The sequence below is a fragment of the Sphingomonas sp. T1 genome, assembly GCF_902506585.1.
In the GTDB taxonomy this organism is placed as follows: Bacteria; Pseudomonadota; Alphaproteobacteria; order Sphingomonadales; family Sphingomonadaceae; genus Sphingomonas; species Sphingomonas aerolata.
In genome coordinates this window covers 1,082,131-1,100,634 of sequence record NZ_LR733875.1, presented here as the reverse complement: position 1 = coordinate 1,100,634, position 18,504 = coordinate 1,082,131, and the positions used below count along the sequence as shown (strand labels likewise).

Sequence of the window (18,504 nt, the reverse complement as noted above, 5' to 3'; positions counted from 1 at the left end):
CGGAGCGATGAAGGCCAAGCATCAGCGGCTTACCCTCGCGCTGCTCGCGCTCGGCGCGGTCGTCGTCGCGGGGCTGCTCGCTTTGTCCGCGCTGAAGGATCAGGCGTCGTTCTTCTACGCGCCGTCCGACGTGAAGCGCGACGGGCTGCCGCTCGGCCGCGCGGTCCGGCTCGGCGGGATGGTCGCGGACGGATCGGTCAAGCGCGCGGCGGACGGCGTCACCGTCCACTTCACCGTCACCGACGGCGCCGCGACCACGCCGGTGGTCTTCGCCGGAATCGTCCCGAACCTGTTCCGCGAGAAATCGGGGGTCGTCGCCGAGGGGCAGTTCCAAGCGGACGGCCGCTTCGTCGCGTCCAACCTGCTCGCCAAGCATGACGAGAAATACATGCCCCCCGAAATGGCGGGCAAGATGCACGAGACCAAGACGCTCGCACCGGACCGCGGCTCATGATCGCCGAAGCCGGACTCGCGGCGCTCTGGCTCGCCGGCGCGCTGGCGGCACTGCAGCTGGCGATGGCGGTGATCGGGATCGCGCGCGGTCGCGACGACGTTGCCGCGGCGGTGCGGCCGGTGGCGATCGTCCAGGGCGTGCTCGCCGCGCTGGCAATGGCGCTGCTGATCAACCTGTTCCTCAACTCCGACATGTCGGTGAAGCTTGTTGTCGAGAACAGCCATTCGGCCAAGCCTTGGCTCTACAAGTTCGCCGGCGCCTGGGGCAATCACGAGGGGTCGATGCTGCTCTGGGTGACGATCCTGGGGCTGGCAGGCGGCGCGGTGGCGATCTTCGAACGGTCGCTGCCCGAACGCACTTTGGTCGCGACGCTCGGTGCGCAGGCGACGATCGCGCTCGGTTTCTATGCGTTCCTGCTCTTCTCCTCCAATCCGTTCGCGCGGCTGACCCCGGCGGCACCCGACGGGCTCGGGCTCAACCCGCTGCTCCAGGACCCCGGCTTGGCGTTCCACCCGCCGACGCTCTACACCGGCTATGTCGGGCTTTCGGTCGCCTTCTCGTTCGCGGTCGGTGCGCTGGTCACGCGGGACGTCGGGCCGGGCTTCGCCAAAGCGATGCGCCCCTGGGTGCTGATCGCGTGGATCTTCCTCACGCTCGGCATCACCGCGGGGAGCTACTGGGCCTATTACGAGCTCGGCTGGGGCGGCTGGTGGTTCTGGGATCCGGTCGAGAACGCGTCGCTGATGCCGTGGCTCGCGGCGACCGCGCTGCTCCATTCGGTGACCGTGCTGGCGACGCGCGACGGGCTGCGCGCGTGGACGATCATGCTCGCGGTGGTCGCCTTCTCGATGTCAATGATCGGCACGTTCCTGGTGCGCTCGGGCATCCTGACCAGCGTCCACGCCTTTGCGGTCGATCCGGAGCGCGGCGCGTTCATCCTCGCGCTGCTCGCCATCTATATCGGTGGTGCGCTCGCGCTGTTCGCCGCGCGGATCGGCACCGTGCGCGCGGGCACGACCTTCGATCCGGTCAGCCGCGAGGGCGGGCTGGTCGCGAACAACCTGCTGCTGTCGGTGATCCTCGGCATCGTCCTGATCGGCACGCTCTACCCGATCGTCGCGGCGAGCTTCGGCGTGCAACTGTCGGTGGGCCCGCCCTTCTTCAACAAGGCCGCAGGACCGATCGCGCTATTGCTGGTCGCGGTGATGGCGGTCGGGCCGCTGCTGCGCTGGCGCCGCGACGAGGCGAGGGCGGTCGTCGGCCGCGTCGCGCTGCCGATCGCGGCCACCGTGGTGGCGGCGGTCGCGCTGCTGTTCGTCTGGCCGGGCGTGCTGCCCTGGGCCGGGCTCAGCCTTGCCGCAGGTCTCGCGGTCGCCAGCATCGCCCCCTTGTGGAAGCGCAATCTCCGGCGCACGCCGATGTTCACCTATGGCATGGTCCTCGCGCATCTCGGCATCGCGGTCAGCCTGGCCGGCATGGCGTCAGACAGCGCGTTCACCAAGGAAACGCTGGTCGCGGTGCGCGCAGGCGAGGCGGCGCGCGTGGGGCCCTATAGCGTCACGCTCGACGGGATCTCGCCGGTGATCGGCGAGAACTGGTCCGCGCTCGAGGCGCAGCTGACCGCGACGCGCGGCGATGACAGCATGCGGCTCCACCCGCAGCTTCGCTTCTTCGCCAATCCGCCGACCAGCACCAATGAATCGGCGATCCTGACCGCGCTCGACGGCCAGCTCTATACCGTGCTCGGCCAGCCCGACGGGCAGGGGCGGTGGCAGCTGCGGCTGTGGTGGAAGCCGTTCGTGACGCTGATCTGGTTCGGCGGCGTGCTGATCGCGCTGGGCGGGGCGCTGTCGCTGGTCGGGCGGCTGCGTCGCGAACGGCGCAGCGCGGTCCGGGCGGCCTGGGCATGAAGCGGTTCGCGCTCTGGGCGCCGCTGGTGATCTTCGCCTTGCTGTTCGCGGTGGTGGCGAGCGGGCTGTTCCGGCCGGCGGACAAGGTCGTGCGGTCGGCGATGGTCGGCAAGCCACTGCCCGATTTCGCGCTGCCCGCGATGGTGCCGGGCAAGCCGGGGCTGACCAGCGCTTCGTTCAAGGGCGGTCAGCCGCGGCTGCTCAACGTGTTCGCGAGCTGGTGCGTGCCCTGCATCGCCGAGGCCCCGCATCTGATGCGGCTGAAGACGATGGGCATCCCGATCGACGCGATCGCAATCCGCGACACCACGCCCGCGATCGCCGGCTTCCTGCGCCGCAACGGCGATCCCTATGCGCGGATCGGCAGCGACACCGCGAGCCGGGTCCAGCTCGCGCTCGGCTCGTCGGGCGTGCCCGAGACCTTCGTGGTCGATGGCCGCGGGATCGTCGTCAAGCAGATCATCGGCGACATCCGCGAGGACAATATCGGCGAGATCGTTCAGGCCGTGAGGGAAGCCCGATGAGCGGGCGGTTGAGCCTGGCGCTGGCGGCAGGCGCGACGGTCGCGACGCTGCTGTTCTGCACCGCGCCCGCCGCCGCGCAGCCCGTCACGCCGCCCGCGCATTACGCCAATGTCCAGCTCGCCGACCCCGCCAAGGAAGCCTCCGCCAAGGCGCTGATGGAGACACTGCGCTGCCTCGTCTGTCAGGGCCAGTCGATCGCGGACAGCGATGCGGACATGGCCGCCGACATGCGCGCGCTGGTCCGCGAACGGATCGCGCGCGGCGAGACGCCCGCCTCGGTCCGCGACTGGCTGGTGTCGCGCTATGGCGACTATGTCACCTATGACCCGCCGCTGTCGGGGCTGACCTGGCCGCTATGGCTGGCGCCGATCGCGCTGCTGGCGATCGGCGCGTGGATCGCGCGGTCGAGTTTCCGCCGGAGGACGCGCTGATGGGCTGGCTCTGGCTCGGGATCATCGCGGTCGGGGCGTTCGCGCTGCTGGCGGTGCTGAGGGTCGACCGGCTGCTCTGGTCGATGGTCGCCGCCGCGCTGATGCTCGGCGCGGCGGGCTATGCGCTGCAGGGCGAGCCCGAGCTTGCCGGGCATCCGGTCGTGACGGGCACGACGATCACGCCCGATGACGGGTCGATGATCGAGCTGCGCGACAAGATGCTCGAACGCTATACCGGTGCCGCCGCCTATCTGGTCGCGGCGGATGCGATGACGCGGATCGGCGAGCGTCGCGCGGCGGTGAAGGTCCTGCTCGGCGGGATCCGCGTCGCGCCGAAAAGCCTCGTCCTGTGGACCGGGCTGGCCAATGCGCTCGCCGCACACGACGGCGACCAGGTCTCGCCGCCGGCGCTGTTCGCGTTCCAGCAGGCGATGCGGATCGCACCGCGCCACCCGGCGCCGCCCTTCTTCCTCGGCCTCGCCTATGTCCGGTCGGGCAATTTCGCGGCGGGACGACCCTATTGGGCCCGCGCGCTCGCGCTGACCCCGAAAAGCGTGTCCTATCACGACGAGATCGCGGTGCGCCTCGCGCTGCTCGATCAGGTGACGGCCGCACAGGACGCCGCTCCGGCGAGCTGACCACCGACGCAAAACGGGACCCGGATCGTCCGGCGCGATGCCGGGGATCCTGGGTCCCGTTCCGTGCCGCAAAAGGGCTTACTGGCCGCGGCCGGTCTTGCCCTGAAGCTCGTCGATCTTCAGCGAGGCATCGGCCTTCGACAGCGATTCGTCGAATTCCTCATGCGCCTCTTCGGACAGCGTCTTCAGATAGCTGGCCTGTGCGCCGGTCATCTTCTCGTCGCCGGTCGTCCAGTCGTGCGGATCCTTCTCGGCGTTCGAAAAGGGCTCGGACTTGGGGTTCGGGGTGTCGGACATGCGTGAAATTCCTTCCGCCTGTCCAACCCCCGTGTTCCGCATCCGTTCCCGCTTAATTCGACCAAGCTTCGTAAGGTAAACCCAGATCATCCGCGACCGCCTTGTACGCGATCTTGCCCTTGTAGACGTTGAGCCCGTTGGCGAGGTGCGGGTCGGCCTTCATCGCGGCCTCCGCACCCAGATTGGCGAGCTTCAGCGCAAACGGCAGCGTCGCGTTGTTGAGCGCGAACGCCGAGGTGCGCGCGACCGCGCCGGGCATGTTGGCGACGCAGTAATGGATCACGCCGTCGACCTCGAACACCGGATCCTCATGCGTGGTCGCATGGCTCGTCTCGAAACAGCCACCCTGGTCGATCGCGATGTCGACCAGCACCGAACCGCGCTTCATCGTCTTGAGCATCTCGCGCGTGACCAGCTTGGGGGCCGCCGCGCCGGGGACGAGCACCGCGCCGATGACGAGATGCGCGTTCTTCACCGCCGCCGCGATCGCCGCCTTCGACGCATAGGCGGTCTTGATCTGGCTCGAGAAGAACATGTCGAGCTCGGCCAGACGATCGTTCGAAATGTCGTAGATCGTCACGTCGGCACGCATCCCGACCGCCATCTGCGCCGCGTTGACGCCCGACACGCCGCCGCCGAGGATCGCGACCTTGGCAGGCGCGACACCGGGGACGCCGCCGAGCAGGACGCCGCGGCCGCCCTGTTCCTTTTCGAGATAATGCGCGCCGACCTGCACCGACATGCGGCCCGCGACCTCGGACATCGGCTTCAGCAGCGGCAGGCCGCGGCGATGGTCGGTGACGGTCTCGTACGCGATGCAGGTCGCGCCCGACTTCATCAGCCCTTCGGCCTGCGGCTTGTCGGCGGCGAGGTGAAGATAGGTGAAGAGCAGGTGGCGCGGTTCGAGCATCGCGATCTCGACCGGCTGCGGCTCCTTGACCTTCACGATCATGTCGGCGGCGGCGAACACCGCGGCGGCGGTCGGCAGGATCGTCGCGCCCGCGTCGACATAGTCCTGGTCCTCGAAGTCGATGCCCGAGCCTGCCTGGGTCTCGACGACGACCTCATGGCCCGCGGCGACCAGTTCGGCGACCGACGGCGGGGTCAGACCAACACGATATTCGTGATTCTTGATTTCCTTGGGAACACCGACGCGCATCATTTCCACTCCATTATCTTTGACCGCAGTGTAGCGCGCATCGACCGGGAAGGGTTCGCAAAGCCGTCCCGCTGCCCTATCGGATTTGGGAGAATATTGCACTCAGAGACGACGAAGCAGGAAAATTGTGAGTATCGCGATCGAGCGCAGGATCCTGGACCTGCTGGCGGCCAATTCGGACCTGACCAGCGCCGAGCTGGGCGAGGCGGTGGGCCTGTCGCCGAGCGCCGCGCATCGCCGCGTCGCGCAGCTGCGTGAGAGCGGTGCGATCACCGGCTATCGCGCGGTCCTGTCGCGCGCGGCGCGCGGCGATCCGAGCATCGTCCTCGTCAACGTCACGCTCCGCGACCAGCGCAAGGAGACGATGGCGGCGTTCGAGGCGGAGATCGTGAACTGCCCGCAGGTCGTGCAATGCTTCCTGATGAGTGGCGAGGCGGATTACATGCTTCACGTCGAGCTCCGCCGCGGCGAGACGTTCGAACGGATCCACCGCGAGACGCTGTCGCAACTGCCGGGCGTCACGCGGCTGGCGTCGCATTTCGTGATTCGCGAAGTCGTCACGCGCTGACGTTTTCCTGCGCGCCCAGGACTCCAAGGCCAAGCACGGCAATGCCCGTTACCGATAGCGTCCTGCCGCAAACAGGCGAAGCGGCGTGATCAGCCCCGGTTAATCCACGTTGCCGGCGGCGGCGTTGCCGCTCTCCAACCCCCATGCTAAATGCGCCAGCTTGGGGCACAGGGTGAAATCGGAATTTCGATGATGATTGCTGCACTTCCGGGTCGATTCACCGTCCAGTGAGCGTCGATCCCACAGCCGCGGCCTCGACCGTGCCCCCCGCCGGACTCGATCCGGATACCGGCCACCATCATGCGGACGGCATGCTGAAACTCGCCTTTGGCGCGATCGGCATCGTCTTCGGCGATATCGGCACGAGCCCGCTCTACGCATTCCGCGAGACCTTTGCGGGGCACCACAAGCTCGCACTTGATTCGGCGCACATCATGGGCGTCATCAGCCTGATGTTCTGGTCGATGATGATCGTCGTGACGGTGAAATACGTCATCATCATCATGCGTGCGGACAACAAGGGTGAGGGCGGCAGTCTCGCGCTGCTCGCGCTCGTCTCCGGCAAGACCAAGACGCGGCGCTGGAGCAAGGGGATCATCCTGCTCGGCGTCTTCGCGACCGCGCTGTTCTACGGCGACAGCATGATCACCCCCGCGGTCTCGGTGCTGTCCGCGGTCGAGGGGCTCGCGGTCGCCGCGCCGAGCTTCGCCGGGCTCGTCCTGCCGATCGTGATCGCGATCCTGATCGCGCTGTTCTGGGTCCAGAAGAGCGGCACCGCGCGAATCGGCATGGTGTTCGGGCCGATCATGCTGGTGTATTTCAGCGTCATCGCGGTGCTCGGCATCCTCAGCATCATCCAGACGCCGGGCGTGCTCTGGGCCTTTTCCCCGCATTACGCGGTCGAGTTCTTCCTGATCGATCCGACCCGCGCCTTCCTCGCGCTCGGCTCGGTCGTGCTCGCGGTGACCGGCGCGGAGGCGCTCTATGCGGACATGGGGCATTTCGGCCGCCGGCCGATCGGCATCTCCTGGCTGTTTTTCGTGCTGCCGGCGCTGATCCTGAATTACATGGGGCAGGGCGCGCTGCTGTTCCGCGACGGGCAGGCGGCGCTCGTCAGCCCGTTCTACAATCTCGCCCCCGAAAGCCTCCAGCTGCCGCTCGTCCTGCTCGCGACGATGGCCGCGGTGATCGCGTCGCAGGCGGTGATCTCGGGCGCGTTCTCGGTCACGCAGCAGGCGATCCAGCTCGGCTTCATCCCGCGGCTGCGGATCGAGCACACCAGTGCCGCTACCGCGGGCCAGATCTACATCCCGCTGGTGAACGGCGCGCTGATGGTGATGGTGATCCTGCTGGTGCTGTTCTTCCGCACCTCGTCGAACCTGACCAGCGCCTACGGCATCGCGGTGACGGGGGCGATGCTGATCGACACCTGCCTGCTCGGTGTCGTGCTGTTCCGGCTGTGGAACTGGCCGAAGATCGCGGCGATCCCGTTGCTCGCGATCTTCTTCCTGGTCGACGGCGCGTATCTGGCCGCGAACCTGACCAAGGTGCCCGATGGCGGCTGGTTCCCGCTGCTGATCGGCCTCATCATCTTCACCTTCCTGACGACCTGGTCGAAGGGGCGGCAGCTGATGATCGACCGGATGCGCGAGGCGGCGATGCCGATCAAGGTGTTCATCGGCTCGGCCGCGAACTCCGCGTCGCGCGTGCCGGGGACCGCGGTGTTCATGACCTCGACCTCCGACGGCGTGCCGCACGCGCTGCTCCACAACCTCAAGCACAACAAGGTGCTGCACGAGCGCGTCATCCTGCTGACCGTCAAGATCGTCGGCCAGCCCTATTGGCCAGCGCACGACCGTGCGGTGCGCGACGAGCTCGGCGACGGCTTCCACCGTCTGATCCTGCGCTACGGCTTCATGGAGGATGCCGACGTCCCCGCCGCGCTGCGCCAGGTGCACAGCTGCGGCGCCGACTTCAAGATGATGGACACCAGCTTCTTCCTCTCGCGCCAGACGCTGCTCGCCTCGGACAAGCCGGGGATGATGCTCTGGCGCGAAAAGCTGTTCGCGTGGATGCTGCGCAACGCCGAAAGCGCGATGGAATTCTTCCGCCTGCCGACCAACCGCGTCGTCGAGCTCGGCAGCCAGATCGAGATTTGATCTCAGTCGGTCGGCACCCAGCACCTCCCCGGCGTAGGCCGGGGCCCAGTTGGGAAACGTCGATGGCGGACGTCACACGAAGTTACATCAACCTTTCCAACTGGACCCCGGCCTGCGCCGGGGAGGTATCTGCATGATGGCAAGCACGACCGAAGTAGCCCCGATCATCGTCACCGCGCTGTTCGGCCGCCAGGACACCGCGTTCTTCGACGCGATGCGGCGCGAGCATTTCCCGCCCGAGCGCAACCAGCTCGATTCGCACCTGACGCTGTTCCACCATTTGCCGCCCTCGGGCCTCGACGAGCTCAAGCACCGGCTGAACCAGGAGACGCGCGGGCTGCCGGCGCCGCGGGCGCGGATCGGCGGGCTGATGTCGCTGGGGCGCGGTGTCGCCTACCGGATCGAATCGCCCGAGCTGGTCGGGATCCGCGCGCGGCTGGCGGATGCGTTCACGGGGATGCTGACGCCGCAGGACGCGGGCGGCTGGCGTCCGCACGTCACGATCCAGAACAAGGTCAACCCGTCGGTCGCCAAGCTGCTGCTCGGCAATCTGCAGCGCGACTTCGCGGCGCGGGACGTCGAAATCGCCGGGCTCGGCGCCTGGTGGTATCGCGGCGGGCCCTGGGAAGCGATTTCCCGCCACATGTTTGCTTGACCGCCTCGAATCCGCTTCCTATAGGCCGCGCCTCGCAGGGAAGAATGCTTCCCCGCAGACGGTACGGCGAAGTAGCTCAGTTGGTTAGAGCACGGGAATCATAATCCTGGGGTCGGGGGTTCAAGTCCCTCCTTCGCTACCATTTTCAAACACACCGAACGGGTCGTTGACGACCAGGATCGCGTCGCTCCGGGCGAGCGCGAGCAGCGTCAGGCCGTGCGCGCGCGCGTGATCGATCGCGAGACTGGTCGGCGCGGAAATCCCCACCAGCATCGCCACGCCCGCGACCAGCGCCTTGTCGACCATCTCGAAGCTGATCCGCGACGTGACGAGGATGAAGGCGGGGGGCTCGGTCGACCGCATCGCCAGCCCGCCGACGAGCTTGTCGAGCGCATTGTGGCGGCCGACATCCTCATAAGCGGCCAGCACGTCCCCCGACCGGTCGCACGCGGCGGCGGCATGGATCGCCCCCGTCGCGGCGTTGAGCGGCTGGTGCGCGCGCAGCCCCGCCAGCGCGGCGAAGATCGCGGTGACGGGCACGTCGGGGCGGGGCGGGGTACCCGCCACCGGCTTGCGCAGCTGTTCGAGCCCGGAAATGCCGCACAGCCCGCAGGACGTGTCGCTGGTCCGGTGGCGGACGCGGTCGTGGATCCGCCCCCGGCACCGCTCCGACAGGCCGACACGGACGATCCAGCCCGCCTCCGCCTCGAACACGTCGATGTCGCGCACGTCGTCGGCGCTGTCGGCGAGCCGCTCGGTCAGCAGGAACCCGGTGGTGAAGGCGGGCAGGTCGGCGGGCGTCATCATCATCACCGCATAGCCAAGCCCGTCGATCTCGATCGCGACGGGCACCTCGATCGCGATCGCGCGCGTGCCCGCCGCGACGGCGTCGGGGCGCAGGATGGTGATCGCTTCGGTACGGGCAGTCGTCACAGCGCGGCCATGTCCTCGGGGGTGTTGATGTTCGGGATGACCCCATGCGCAGGGATCGGCAAGGCGCCGATCGCCTCCGCCCAGCCGTGCACCGAGCGGCGCGGCGACGATTCGATATGCGCGATCAGCGCGGCAGCGGACGCGGTCTCCCAATGCCCCAGCACGGGCGCGTCAGGGCAGAAGGAGGGCGCGCGGCGGGCCAGCGCCGCCAGCAGCCCATCGGGCAGCGCAGGCACGTCGCAGGCGATCGTGAGAACCGATGTGTAGCCCAGACCCGCCGCATGATGCAGCGCGCCCGCTATACCCCCCAGCGGCCCCAGATCGGGCCCCGGCAGGTCGCGGATCAGGCCATCCCGCCCCGCGACCACCGCGTCATCGACATGCGGCCCGAGCAGCGCACAGGCGTGGTCGGCCAAGCGGCGCCCGGCGAGCAGCGCCTGCGCCTTGTCCGACCCGAACCGCGACGATCGCCCGCCCGCCAGGACGACGCCGAGGATCCTGGGCGTGCTCAGCGCGTCTTCTCGATCCGCACCGGCACCGACTTGGCGGCAGGCACATGGCTTTCGCGCGCATGGTGCGCGACCGGCATGAGCAGGTTGCACTCGGGGTAATAGGCCCCGACGCACCCTTCCGGAATCGAATATTCGACGACGCGCAGCTTGTTGAAGCGGCGGTCGCCATTGTCGCCCGCATCGCCGACCAGATCGACGTCGTCACCATCGGTCAGCCCCATGCGCAGCATGTCGCTGCGGTTCATGAAGACGATGTCGCGCGTGCCCTTCACGCCGCGGAACCGGTCGTGATAGCCATAGACGGTGGTGTTGAACTGATCGTTCGACCGCAGCGTCATCAGCCGGAACCGCCCCTCGCTCTCCTCGAACCCGGTGACGTTGAGCGAGTGGGGGACGTTGATCTCCGCCTTGCCGCTCTCAGTCAGCCATTCGCGGTGCGCCGCCGGCACGCCCTTCCAGAAGCCGCCGGGGGTGAACATCTTGGCGTTGAAGTCGGAGAACATGTCCGGATAGGTCTCGGCGATCGCATCGCGGATCCGCGCATAGTCGCGCACCCACGCATCCCAGTCGAGCTTCGGATTGGGCGCCAGCGTCGCCTTAGCGATACCCGCGAGGATCGCAGGCTCGGACAGCAGCGTCTCCGCGGCGGGCGTCGCCTTGCCCTTCGAGCCATAGATCTGGCTGAACGAATCCTCGACCGAGACGCTCTGCGGCCCGGTGCCCTGCATGTCGGTCTCGATCCGGCCGAGGCAGGGGAGCAGATAGCAGGTCTTGCCGGGCAGCAGGTGCGAACGGTTGAGCTTGGTGGCGATGTGCACCGTCAGGTCGATCCCACGCCACGCCGGCTCCATCCGCGCATGGTCGGGGATCGCGCGGACAAAATTGCCGCCGAGCCCGATGAACGCCTGTGCCTCGCCGTCAAGCACCGCCTCGCACGATGCGATCGTGTCCCAGCCGAGCTCGCGCGGCGGCTCGAAGCCATATTGCTCGGCGAGCTTGTCGAGCGGGGCGAGCTCCGGCTTTTCGGTGATCCCGACGGTGCGCTGCCCCTGGACGTTCGAATGGCCGCGGACCGGGCCCATGCCCGCGCCCGGCTTGCCGATATTGCCGCGCAGCAGCATCAGGTTGACGAGCATATGGACGTTGTCGATCCCGCCGACATGCTGGGTCAGCCCCATGCCGTACACCGCGATGACCGCCTTTGACTTGGCATAGACCTTGGCGGCCGATTCGATCTCGACGCGCGACAACCCACTCTCATGTTCGATCGTCGCCCAGTCAGTGCCGCGCGCGACATCCGCGAACGCCTCGAACCCGGTGGTATGCTCGGCGAGGAAGGCGTGGTCGAGGATCCGCAGCGTGTTGAGTTCGCGCGCGCGATCATCCGCCTCGATCAGATATTTGCACATCCCCATCAGCGCGCCGACGTCGCCGCCGGTCTTCACCTGGTGATATTGCGAGGCGATCGGCGTCGACTTGCCAGTGACCATCTCCAGCGGATTCTGCGGATCCTGGAATTTCTCGAGCCCGCGCTCCTTCAGCGGATTGAACACGACGATCTCGACGCCGCGCTTGGCGCAGTCGCGCAGCGGATGGAGGAACCGCGGGCTGTTCACGCCCGGATTCTGGCCGAAATAGAAGATCGCGTCGCACTTCTCGTAATCCGAGAGGTGGATCGTCCCGACCGCCGAGCCGATCGCCGACTTCAGCCCGACCGAGGTCGTTTCGTGGCACATGTTCGAACTGTCGGGCAGGTTCTGGCTGCCGTACATCCGCGCCATCAGGCTGTACATGTACGAGGTCTCGAGGCTCGCGCGACCCGAGGCGTAGAAGATGACCTTGGTCGGGTCATAGGTCTTGAGCTTCGCACCGATCCCGGCGAACGCCTCGTCCCAGCTGCACGCGGCATATTTGTCGGTCGCGGCGTCATATTTCAGCGGATGGGTCAGGCGTCCGGCCTGTTCGAGATCGAAATCCTTCCAGCCGAGCAGCTCGGTAACCGTATGCTCCTGGAAGAACGCGGGCGTAACGCGGTAGGAGGTCAGCTCCCACGCAGTCGCCTTCGCGCCGTTCTCGCAGAATTCGGCGGCATGCGGGTGCGCGGGCTTGCCCCAGGCGCAGCTGACGCAGGCAAAGCCCTCGGGCTTGTTCTGCCGCGTGAGTTCGCGCAGCGCTTCGGGACCGATCTTCTCGCGCGCGGATATTTCCACGAGCGATTTCATCGACCCCCAGCCGCCTGCGGGTGCGGTATAGTCCTCGATCTCAATCGTCCGGTCGTCGCTCATGCTCACCTCCGCTTTGTCCTCCAACGAAGCGAGGCGACAATCGATGCAGGCCGATTGCAGCGGTGATGGTTCAAATCGCACGTCCCATCGCCTAGATGGGGTCGGAAACTCCAAGGATATGACGATGACGACGCACACGACCCGCATGCTCATTCTCGGTTCCGGGCCTGCCGGGCTGTCGGCCGCGATCTATGGCGCGCGCGCCGGGATGGCGCCGATCGTCGTCCAGGGGATCCAGCCTGGCGGCCAGCTGACCACCACGACCGATGTCGAGAATTATCCCGGCTTCAAGGACGTCATCCAGGGCCCGTGGCTGATGGAGCAGATGCAGGCGCAGGCCGAGCATGTCGGCACGCGGATGATGTGGGACACGATCGTCAAGGTCGACGTCAGCAGTCGCCCGTTCCGCCTGACCGGCGACAGCGGCGACGTGTATGAGGGCGAGACGCTCGTCATCGCGACCGGCGCGCAGGCCAAGTGGCTCGGCATCGACAGCGAGGAGCCGATGAAGGGCAAGGGCGTCAGCGCCTGCGCGACCTGCGACGGCTTCTTCTACCGCGGCAAGAAGGTGGCCGTCATCGGCGGCGGCAACACCGCGGTCGAGGAGGCGCTGTACCTCACCAACCATTCGCCCGACGTGACGCTGATCCACCGCCGCGATTCGCTGCGTTCGGAGAAGATCCTCCAGGAGCGGCTGTTCGCGCACAAGGGCGTGACCGTGCTGTGGAACAAGGAAGTCCGCGAATTCGTCGACGGCGGCGGCAATGCCGGGCTCGTCGCGCTCGAGCTCGAGGACACGGTGACGGGCGAGCGCTCGCGCCTCGCCGTCGATGGCGGCTTTGTCGCGATCGGCCACCACCCCGCGACCGAGCTGTTCCGCGGGCATATCGATCTCGATTCGGACGGCTATATCTCGGTCGAGACCGGCTCGACGCGCACCAGCGTCGAGGGCGTGTTCGCGTGCGGCGACGTCGCCGACAAGGTCTACCGCCAGGCGGTAACCGCGGCGGGCACCGGCTGCATGGCCGCCCTCGACGCGGAGCGGTTCCTGGCGGCCGCGGAATTCGCCGAACTGGCCGATGCCGCGGAGTAGTGGCGGCGGGGCGTGCGTTTGATCCACGCCCCTCCCACCCTCCGTCATCCTGACGAAAGTCAGGATCCAGAGCCAGGAATGGCGTCGCCCGTAACCCTGGATCCTGACTTTCGTCAGGATGACGAGAGTAGAGGTACCGGTGTTCCCCTCACACCTTTCGCCAGGATGACGGACGGGGGAGTGCCAGCGTCCCCCCACACCCTCCGTCATCCTGACGAAAGTCAGGATCCAAAGCCAGAGACGGCATCGCCCATAACCCTGGGTCCTGACGTTCGTCAGGATGACGAGTGGGCGGAACTGGCGGCGCCTGCATCGTCCGTGCGGTCGATCACGGCCCTGAGCGCCGCCTCCAACGCACCGGCATTCGCGGAACCGGCAAAACTGTGCGAATCGGTAGCCAGTCGCACGATCCGCGCCGCGCCGCGGTAACGTGCCGCAAACACCTGCGCGGTCACGTCGCCGGTCGCGAGCAAGATGACAACGCGCGCCGCCCAACCGTCGATCGCGCCGCAGACCCGGCTCGCGAGATCGCCCTCGACCTCCCCCGACGCTCGCGACACCCTCACCAGACCCCGCACCAGCTTGCGCAGATCGATCCCACCGCGGATCAGGCTGAGCCACGCGGCCGGATCACGCAGCCGCGCGGCATAGTGCGCGCGGATCGCAGCGGCGGGGGGGAGGTCGTCGGTCGGCGCGATCACCCAGGGATTGGCGAGGAGCAGCCGGTCGACCCCCGCCGCCGCGCCGAACAGCGCGAGCGCGCTCGCCGCGTCGCAATTGCCGAACCCGACCAGCCGCGTGACGTGCGGCGCAGCGGCGCGAAACGCGGCGGCGGCGGCGACCAGATCGGCCTGCGCCGACAGAAAGCCGCGATTCTCGCCGCTCGAATCGCCAATGCCGCGGCGGTCATAGCGGAACACCGGCGTGCCCCCAGCCGCCAGCCGCCGCGCGAGCATCGCCATGCCGCGGTGCGCACCGCTGCGGATCTCGTTGCCGCCCGACACGATCAGCACCCCGGTCGCGCCCGCCGCGTCGTCGAGCGTCGCGACCAGCGTCTCGCCCTCGCAGGGGACCGTGATCAGCCGCCGCATGTCGCGATCCACCCGGCGATGTCCGCGGCCAGCGTGTCGGAGAGCGTTGCATCGCTGCCCGGCTCCGACCGCCGCCACAGCGGCGCCCCGGGATAGCGCGCATCCGTCGGACGCGGATCGCTCTTGAGTCGCACCGTTCGCGACGCGGCATATGGCACCGCGTCCTGCAGATCGGCGAGCAGCGCGGCGGACAGGCTGTTGCCCGCATACCCATCCGCATCATGCATCGTCGACGCGGCGCGGATCCGGCTCAGGTCGCGCAACAGGTCATCGCCCGACTGCGGTGCGAGCCGCCACCGCCCGGCAAGACTGGCGTTGCAATCGACGAGCGCACCACTCCGAATCGTGACCGCGTAAACCGGCACGTCGAGCGTCCCGACAAGCGCGGCAAACGCCTGGCGCAGGTCGGCCAACCGCAGGTCGCGCGTCTCGACCACACTCTCGCCGGTACCGGGCAGGTCGGGCAAGATGCTGCCGATCCCGCGCCCCGCCAGCGCGCGCAGCATCGCGACGAGGAACGCACGCGTGCGGTTCGCCTCCTCGAACAGCGGCAGCACCGCGACGACCAGCGGTCCGGCATCGGGGCCGAAGCGCAGCATCGCCTCGCGCCCGCCGGCCCAGTCATAGTGATCGAAGCGGGGGCCGGTCATCCCGGCCGAGGCTAGACCAGCGCCTTGCGCGCCGCAAACTGGACGAGCGCGCCGAACGTCTCGAGCATCTCGCCGTCGATCTCGTCATCCTCGATCAGGATGCCGAGCCGGTCCTCGAGCTCGGTCAGCACGCTCGCCACCGCCATCGAATCAAGTTCGGGGAGCGCGCCGAACAACGGCGTGTCGTCGGTGAATGCCGCGACTCGCTCGGCGCTAAGGCCAAGGATGTCGGCAAGGACGGCGCGGACCGTCGTTTCAACCTGGGAAGTACCTTCGAAGATCACGAGCATCGCCTGAACCGTTGCGAACCGGGCCCCGCTAGCCTGTGGGGGTGAATTCGGCAACGGCTTGGCGCTATGGAGGGACCATGATCCCGCTCGACCCCGTCCCGTTTCCGATCGATCACCTGACCTCGCGCGGCGCAGCCGACGACGTTGCGCTGATCGACCGCGCAGGGACGATGACGTTCCGCGACCTCGAAACCGCGGTCGCCGCGCTCGCGGGTTGGCTGGCGGGGCAGGGGTTGGCGAAGGGTGAGCGCGTCGCGACCTGGCTGCCCAAGACGCGGGTCGCCTGCGTGATGCCGCTCGCGGCGGCGCGCGCGGGGCTGGTCCATGTGCCGGTCAATCCGCTGCTGCGGCGCGCGCAGGTTGCGCATATCCTCGCCGACAGCGGTGCTGCGCTGCTCGTGACGCAGGGCGCGCGCGCGGCGACGCTCGAGCCGGGCGACGTGCCCGCGGACTGTCCAATCGTCGACGAGGCAGTGCTCGATCTGCAAGGCGAGGGCGGCTTGGGACCGTCCGATGCCGATCCGGCCACGCTCGCCGCGATCCTCTACACCTCGGGATCGACCGGGCGGCCCAAGGGGGTGATGCTGAGCCACGCCAATCTGTCGCTCGGCGCGGTGTCGGTCGCGCATTATCTGAAGCTCTCGCGCAACGACCGGGTGCTGGGCGTGCTGCCGCTGTCGTTCGATTACGGCCAGAACCAGCTCTTCTCGACCTGGGCGGCGGGCGCGGCGGTCGCGCCGATCGACTATATGGTCGCGCGCGACGTCGTGAAGGCGGTCGAGCGGGTCGGCGCGACGACGCTCGCCGGTGTCCCGCCGCTCTGGGTGCAACTGCTCGAGGCGGACTGGCCCGCGGAGACCGCGGCGCGGCTGCGGCGGCTGACCAATTCGGGCGGCGCGCTGACGCCGCGGCTCGTCGCGGGGCTGCGTGCGCGGTTCGCCGGCGCGGATATCTACGCGATGTACGGGCTGACCGAGGCGTTCCGCTCGACCTATCTCGACCCGTCGCTGATCGACGCGCACCCCGATGCGATGGGGCGCGCGATCCCGTTCGCGCAGGTGTCGGTGATCCGGCCCGACGGCACCCGCGCCGCGCCGGGCGAGCCGGGCGAGCTGGTCCATGCAGGGCCGCTGGTCGCGCAGGGTTATTGGCGCGATGCCGAGCGGACCGCGCAGCGCTTCCGCCCCGCGCCCGACGGCAACGGCATGGCGGCCTGGTCGGGCGACACGGTGGTCGAGGGCGCGGACGGGCTGCTCCGCTTCGTCGGCCGCGACGACGAGATGATCAAGAGCGCGGGCAACCGGATCAGCCCGCTCGAGGTCGAGGAGGCGGTACTCGCCGGCAACGAAGCCCGCGAGGCGGTCGCGGTCGGCGTGGCGGATCCGCGGCTGGGGCAGGCGATCGTCGTGATGCTCGCGGGCGACGCGGCGGACGAGCCCGCGCTCAGGACCCGGTTGCGCACCGCGCTGCCGAGCTTCATGCAGCCCGCCGGCTATCTTTGGCGCGACGCGCTGCCGCGGAACGCCAACGGCAAGCTCGACCGGTCCGCGATCGCGGCCGAGGTCCGGGCATGGTCGACCGCCAACGGACAGGGACAGGCATGATGAAGCCGATGGGGGCGTTGCCGCCCGAATATGCGCACCAGTCGGGCGCGCTGACCATCGGCGGGCGGTCCGCGGAGGCCTGGGTCGCACACGCCGGCGACACGCCGCTGTTCGTCTATGACAGCGCCATCGTCGCGGCGCGGATCGCGCGGTTCCGCGCGGCGATGCCCGCGATCGACCTCCACTACGCGATCAAGGCGAACCCGCATTCGGACTTGCTCGCGGCGGTCGCGCCGCTGGTCGACGGGCTCGACGTCGCGTCGGCGGGCGAGCTCGGCATGGCGCTGGCGGTCAAGCCGGCACATGCGATCAGCTTTGCCGGTCCCGGCAAGCGCGACGACGAACTGACGGCAGCGATCCGCGCCGGCGCGACCTTGAACGTCGAATCGGAGGGCGAGGCCGCGCGCGGCTTCGCGATCGGCGCGGGGCTCGGCATCGCGCCGCGGATGGCGGTGCGCGTGAACCCCGATATCGAACTGCGCGGATCGGGAATGCGGATGGGCGGCCGCGCCTCGCCCTTCGGCGTCGATGCAGAGCGTGCGGCGGCGCTGGTGCGCGCCATCGTCGCGGCGGGCGCGGACTGGCGCGGGTTCCACATCTATGCGGGCAGCCAGGCGCTCGACGCGGGCGCGATCATCGAGACGCAGGCGGCCACGCTCGACCTCGCCGCGCGGCTCGCCGACGCGGCGGGCGTCGCGCCGCCGCTGGTCAATCTGGGCGGCGGGTTCGGCGTGCCCTATTTCGCGAACGACGTCGCGCTCGACGTCGAGCGGGTCGGCGCGGCGCTGCACGCGGCACTCGAGACACGCGCGGCGGTGCTGCGCGACACCCGGTTCGCGATCGAGCTCGGGCGGTGGCTGGTCGCCGAAGCCGGCGTATACCTGACCCGCGTCATCGACGTGAAGCAGAGCCAGGGCGAAGTCTTCGTCGTGGTCGATGGCGGGCTCAACCACCAGCTCGCGGCGAGCGGCAATTTCGGCACCGTGGTCCGGCGCAACTATCCGATCGCGGTCGCCGCGCGGATGGGGGAGGCGGCCGCCACGGACGCAGTGTCGGTCGTGGGACCGCTATGCACCCCGCTCGACCGGCTCGGCGACCGCGTCGCGCTGCCGCCGGTCGTGCCGGGCGACCTGATCGCGATCTTCATGGCGGGCGCATACGGCGCCAGCGCGAGCCCGGCGGCGTTTCTCGGGCATCCACCCGCGCTCGAGATCGTTACTTCAGTCCAACCCCAGCCATGAGCGTGGCGGC

19 protein-coding genes and 1 tRNA gene are annotated in these 18,504 nt (G+C 68.6%); 12 read left to right on the top strand and 8 right to left on the bottom strand.

Features of this window, described 5'->3' with window-relative positions; all coding sequences use genetic code 11:
• Positions 1-7 precede the first annotated feature (7 nt).
• From ccmE to GV027_RS04875, 5 genes are read left to right on the top strand one after another with little or no spacing between them, the layout of a single operon-like run.
• Positions 8-454 (top strand): cytochrome c maturation protein CcmE, encoded by a 447-nt coding sequence (gene ccmE / locus GV027_RS04895; protein ID WP_107932389.1) that lies wholly within the window; start codon positions 8-10, stop codon positions 452-454.
• Positions 451-2,364, top strand: coding sequence for a heme lyase CcmF/NrfE family subunit (locus tag GV027_RS04890; RefSeq protein ID WP_159511149.1), 1,914 nt, complete (start codon positions 451-453; stop codon positions 2,362-2,364). The genes ccmE and GV027_RS04890 overlap by 4 nt, the downstream gene beginning before the upstream one ends.
• Positions 2,361-2,888 (top strand): redoxin family protein, encoded by a 528-nt coding sequence (locus tag GV027_RS04885; protein ID WP_159511148.1) that lies wholly within the window; start codon positions 2,361-2,363, stop codon positions 2,886-2,888. The genes GV027_RS04890 and GV027_RS04885 overlap by 4 nt, the downstream gene beginning before the upstream one ends.
• Entirely contained in the window at positions 2,885-3,319 is a 435-nt protein-coding gene (locus tag GV027_RS04880) for a cytochrome c-type biogenesis protein (RefSeq protein ID WP_107932393.1), read from the top strand. Before GV027_RS04885 ends, GV027_RS04880 begins: the two co-directional genes overlap by 4 nt.
• Positions 3,319-3,957, top strand: coding sequence for a tetratricopeptide repeat protein (locus GV027_RS04875; protein ID WP_159511147.1), 639 nt, complete (start codon positions 3,319-3,321; stop codon positions 3,955-3,957). The genes GV027_RS04880 and GV027_RS04875 overlap by 1 nt, the downstream gene beginning before the upstream one ends.
• A gap of 78 nt (positions 3,958-4,035) precedes the next feature.
• On the opposite strand, the gene GV027_RS04870 is transcribed toward GV027_RS04875, so the two are convergent.
• Positions 4,036-4,254, bottom strand: coding sequence for a DUF3072 domain-containing protein (locus tag GV027_RS04870; RefSeq protein ID WP_031440730.1), 219 nt, complete (start codon positions 4,252-4,254; stop codon positions 4,036-4,038).
• A 52-nt stretch (positions 4,255-4,306) separates the two neighbouring features.
• On the bottom strand, positions 4,307-5,413 hold the full coding sequence (gene ald, locus GV027_RS04865; protein WP_037532307.1) for an alanine dehydrogenase: 1,107 nt from the start codon (positions 5,411-5,413) through the stop codon (positions 4,307-4,309).
• A gap of 127 nt (positions 5,414-5,540) precedes the next feature.
• Here ald and GV027_RS04860 point away from each other — a divergent pair, with 127 nt between their 5' ends.
• The 4 genes from GV027_RS04860 to GV027_RS04845 all read left to right on the top strand — a co-directional run bounded on the left by GV027_RS04860 (position 5,541) and on the right by GV027_RS04845 (position 8,937).
• Positions 5,541-5,981, top strand: coding sequence for an Lrp/AsnC family transcriptional regulator (locus GV027_RS04860; RefSeq protein ID WP_159511146.1), 441 nt, complete (start codon positions 5,541-5,543; stop codon positions 5,979-5,981).
• A gap of 311 nt (positions 5,982-6,292) precedes the next feature.
• A complete protein-coding gene (locus tag GV027_RS04855) occupies positions 6,293-8,140 on the top strand; it encodes a potassium transporter Kup (protein WP_107932838.1) in 1,848 nt (615 codons plus the stop codon).
• 136 nt (positions 8,141-8,276) lie between these two features.
• Positions 8,277-8,795, top strand: a complete 519-nt coding sequence (locus tag GV027_RS04850; RefSeq protein WP_159512736.1) for a 2'-5' RNA ligase family protein — start codon at positions 8,277-8,279, stop codon at positions 8,793-8,795.
• 65 nt (positions 8,796-8,860) lie between these two features.
• Positions 8,861-8,937, top strand: a tRNA-Met gene (locus GV027_RS04845).
• On the opposite strand, the gene fdhD is transcribed toward GV027_RS04845, so the two are convergent.
• The 3 genes from fdhD to GV027_RS04830 are packed head-to-tail and all read right to left on the bottom strand — an operon-like array spanning position 8,916 to position 12,525.
• Positions 8,916-9,728 carry a formate dehydrogenase accessory sulfurtransferase FdhD gene (gene fdhD / locus GV027_RS04840; protein ID WP_159511145.1) on the bottom strand — a complete coding sequence of 271 codons (813 nt, stop codon included), beginning with the start codon at positions 9,726-9,728 and terminating at the stop codon, positions 8,916-8,918. The genes GV027_RS04845 and fdhD overlap by 22 nt on opposite strands.
• Positions 9,725-10,210, bottom strand: a complete 486-nt coding sequence (mobA, locus tag GV027_RS04835) for a molybdenum cofactor guanylyltransferase (RefSeq protein ID WP_236559307.1) — start codon at positions 10,208-10,210, stop codon at positions 9,725-9,727. The genes fdhD and mobA overlap by 4 nt, the downstream gene beginning before the upstream one ends.
• A 26-nt stretch (positions 10,211-10,236) precedes the next feature.
• Entirely contained in the window at positions 10,237-12,525 is a 2,289-nt protein-coding gene (locus GV027_RS04830; RefSeq protein WP_159511144.1) for an FdhF/YdeP family oxidoreductase, read from the bottom strand.
• A 124-nt stretch (positions 12,526-12,649) separates the two neighbouring features.
• Between GV027_RS04830 and trxB the strand changes: the two genes are divergently transcribed.
• Positions 12,650-13,618: a thioredoxin-disulfide reductase gene (gene trxB / locus GV027_RS04825; protein ID WP_159511143.1), complete on the top strand. Its 969-nt coding sequence runs from the start codon at positions 12,650-12,652 to the stop codon at positions 13,616-13,618.
• 275 nt (positions 13,619-13,893) lie between these two features.
• Here the strand turns inward: trxB and GV027_RS04820 are convergent, their stop codons facing one another.
• Genes GV027_RS04820 through GV027_RS04810 form a run of 3 tightly spaced genes read right to left on the bottom strand, consistent with a single transcriptional unit; the run spans position 13,894 to position 15,649 of the window.
• The gene (locus tag GV027_RS04820) at positions 13,894-14,709 is read right to left on the bottom strand and encodes a hydrolase 1, exosortase A system-associated (RefSeq protein ID WP_159511142.1); all 816 of its coding nucleotides are present in this window, start codon (positions 14,707-14,709) and stop codon (positions 13,894-13,896) included.
• The gene (locus tag GV027_RS04815) at positions 14,697-15,359 is read right to left on the bottom strand and encodes a hypothetical protein (protein WP_159511141.1); all 663 of its coding nucleotides are present in this window, start codon (positions 15,357-15,359) and stop codon (positions 14,697-14,699) included. The genes GV027_RS04820 and GV027_RS04815 overlap by 13 nt, the downstream gene beginning before the upstream one ends.
• A gap of 11 nt (positions 15,360-15,370) precedes the next feature.
• Positions 15,371-15,649 carry an acyl carrier protein gene (locus GV027_RS04810; protein WP_031441379.1) on the bottom strand — a complete coding sequence of 93 codons (279 nt, stop codon included), beginning with the start codon at positions 15,647-15,649 and terminating at the stop codon, positions 15,371-15,373.
• A gap of 77 nt (positions 15,650-15,726) precedes the next feature.
• Here GV027_RS04810 and GV027_RS04805 point away from each other — a divergent pair, with 77 nt between their 5' ends.
• A complete protein-coding gene (locus GV027_RS04805) occupies positions 15,727-17,253 on the top strand; it encodes an acyl-CoA ligase (AMP-forming), exosortase A system-associated (protein WP_159511140.1) in 1,527 nt (508 codons plus the stop codon).
• Positions 17,253-18,494, top strand: a complete 1,242-nt coding sequence (locus GV027_RS04800; RefSeq protein ID WP_159512734.1) for a pyridoxal-dependent decarboxylase, exosortase A system-associated — start codon at positions 17,253-17,255, stop codon at positions 18,492-18,494. Before GV027_RS04805 ends, GV027_RS04800 begins: the two co-directional genes overlap by 1 nt.
• Positions 18,495-18,504: the final 10 nt, after the last annotated feature.

What these genes read in the sequence shown, in the direction of transcription:
- ccmE (WP_107932389.1), top strand. Translation starts at nt 8, where the DNA reads ATGAAGGCCAAGCATCAGCGGCTTACCCTCGCGCTGCTCGCGCTCGGC.
- GV027_RS04850 (WP_159512736.1), top strand. Translation starts at nt 8,277, where the DNA reads ATGGCAAGCACGACCGAAGTAGCCCCGATCATCGTCACCGCGCTGTTC.
- GV027_RS04875 (WP_159511147.1), top strand. Translation starts at nt 3,319, where the DNA reads ATGGGCTGGCTCTGGCTCGGGATCATCGCGGTCGGGGCGTTCGCGCTG.
- GV027_RS04820 (WP_159511142.1), bottom strand. Translation starts at nt 14,709, where the DNA reads ATGCGGCGGCTGATCACGGTCCCCTGCGAGGGCGAGACGCTGGTCGCG.
- GV027_RS04890 (WP_159511149.1), top strand. Translation starts at nt 451, where the DNA reads ATGATCGCCGAAGCCGGACTCGCGGCGCTCTGGCTCGCCGGCGCGCTG.
- ald (WP_037532307.1), bottom strand. Translation starts at nt 5,413, where the DNA reads ATGCGCGTCGGTGTTCCCAAGGAAATCAAGAATCACGAATATCGTGTT.
- GV027_RS04805 (WP_159511140.1), top strand. Translation starts at nt 15,727, where the DNA reads ATGATCCCGCTCGACCCCGTCCCGTTTCCGATCGATCACCTGACCTCG.
- GV027_RS04810 (WP_031441379.1), bottom strand. Translation starts at nt 15,649, where the DNA reads ATGCTCGTGATCTTCGAAGGTACTTCCCAGGTTGAAACGACGGTCCGC.
- GV027_RS04880 (WP_107932393.1), top strand. Translation starts at nt 2,885, where the DNA reads ATGAGCGGGCGGTTGAGCCTGGCGCTGGCGGCAGGCGCGACGGTCGCG.
- GV027_RS04815 (WP_159511141.1), bottom strand. Translation starts at nt 15,359, where the DNA reads ATGACCGGCCCCCGCTTCGATCACTATGACTGGGCCGGCGGGCGCGAG.
- GV027_RS04855 (WP_107932838.1), top strand. Translation starts at nt 6,293, where the DNA reads ATGCTGAAACTCGCCTTTGGCGCGATCGGCATCGTCTTCGGCGATATC.
- GV027_RS04830 (WP_159511144.1), bottom strand. Translation starts at nt 12,525, where the DNA reads ATGAGCGACGACCGGACGATTGAGATCGAGGACTATACCGCACCCGCA.
- GV027_RS04800 (WP_159512734.1), top strand. Translation starts at nt 17,253, where the DNA reads ATGAAGCCGATGGGGGCGTTGCCGCCCGAATATGCGCACCAGTCGGGC.
- trxB (WP_159511143.1), top strand. Translation starts at nt 12,650, where the DNA reads ATGACGACGCACACGACCCGCATGCTCATTCTCGGTTCCGGGCCTGCC.
- GV027_RS04870 (WP_031440730.1), bottom strand. Translation starts at nt 4,254, where the DNA reads ATGTCCGACACCCCGAACCCCAAGTCCGAGCCCTTTTCGAACGCCGAG.
- GV027_RS04885 (WP_159511148.1), top strand. Translation starts at nt 2,361, where the DNA reads ATGAAGCGGTTCGCGCTCTGGGCGCCGCTGGTGATCTTCGCCTTGCTG.